Genomic DNA, 711 nt, shown 5'->3' on the forward strand with positions numbered 1-711 from the left:
ATCGACCGTAACGGCGGCGATGGCGATGGCCTGGTCTGGGTGGATGTGGAGCCGTTCACCCTGGACCTGAACAAGACTCCCACTGGCTTTGCCGGCGAAAACCCGGTGCTGGGGGTGATCCTAGATGAGGTGACCCGTCGACCCATTCCCATTCCCCGCTTCCAAGAGCTGGCTTCAACCGATGTGAACCAGCGCCGCCGCAACGACGATGGCAGCCAAAACCGGCAGCTGCAGCCGGCCAGGGAAACGCGGGTGAATGCCATTGCCATCAGCGGCACCCTGCCCTCGCGGCTAGACCAAACTGCCGGCGGCATGCACAACTTCCTGCGCCTCAACGAGCTGTGGAGAAATACCAACCTCTTCTTCAGCGGCTCGATGATCCAGCTCAACTACAGCACCTATGCCACCGGCCCCTTCCTGCAGCAGAGCTTTGAGCCGCCCAACTTGGTTACGGGCTCGGCCCTCACGCGCGGCTACGACTACTACTTCCCGCCCAATCGCCGCTTCGGCTACGATGTGGGCCTGCAAATTGCCCGTCGTCCCAGCGCGGTGTCGGCTCGCTTCCAATTCCCCTCCAATGCCCGCACTGAGTTCTTGCGGGAGTTGGATCCTCAGGATCCGTATGTGCGGCGGCTGCGCTGCGGGCTGCAAGCTCAGCCAGATGTGCCCCTGCAGGCGGCTGCTCGGATTGGAGGCTGTAATGAGTTCAAC

The 711-nt window shown here is 62.4% G+C and carries 1 protein-coding gene; it reads left to right on the forward strand.

Annotation, left to right across the window (positions count from 1 at the left end; genetic code table 11):
- Positions 1-711: hypothetical protein (locus NW838_RS07895; RefSeq protein ID WP_414427816.1), on the forward strand; the 711-nt coding region annotated here is incomplete at both ends.

It is taken from the genome of Synechococcus sp. R55.2 (assembly GCF_047462075.1).
In the GTDB taxonomy this organism is placed as follows: Bacteria; Cyanobacteriota; Cyanobacteriia; order Thermostichales; family Thermostichaceae; genus Thermostichus.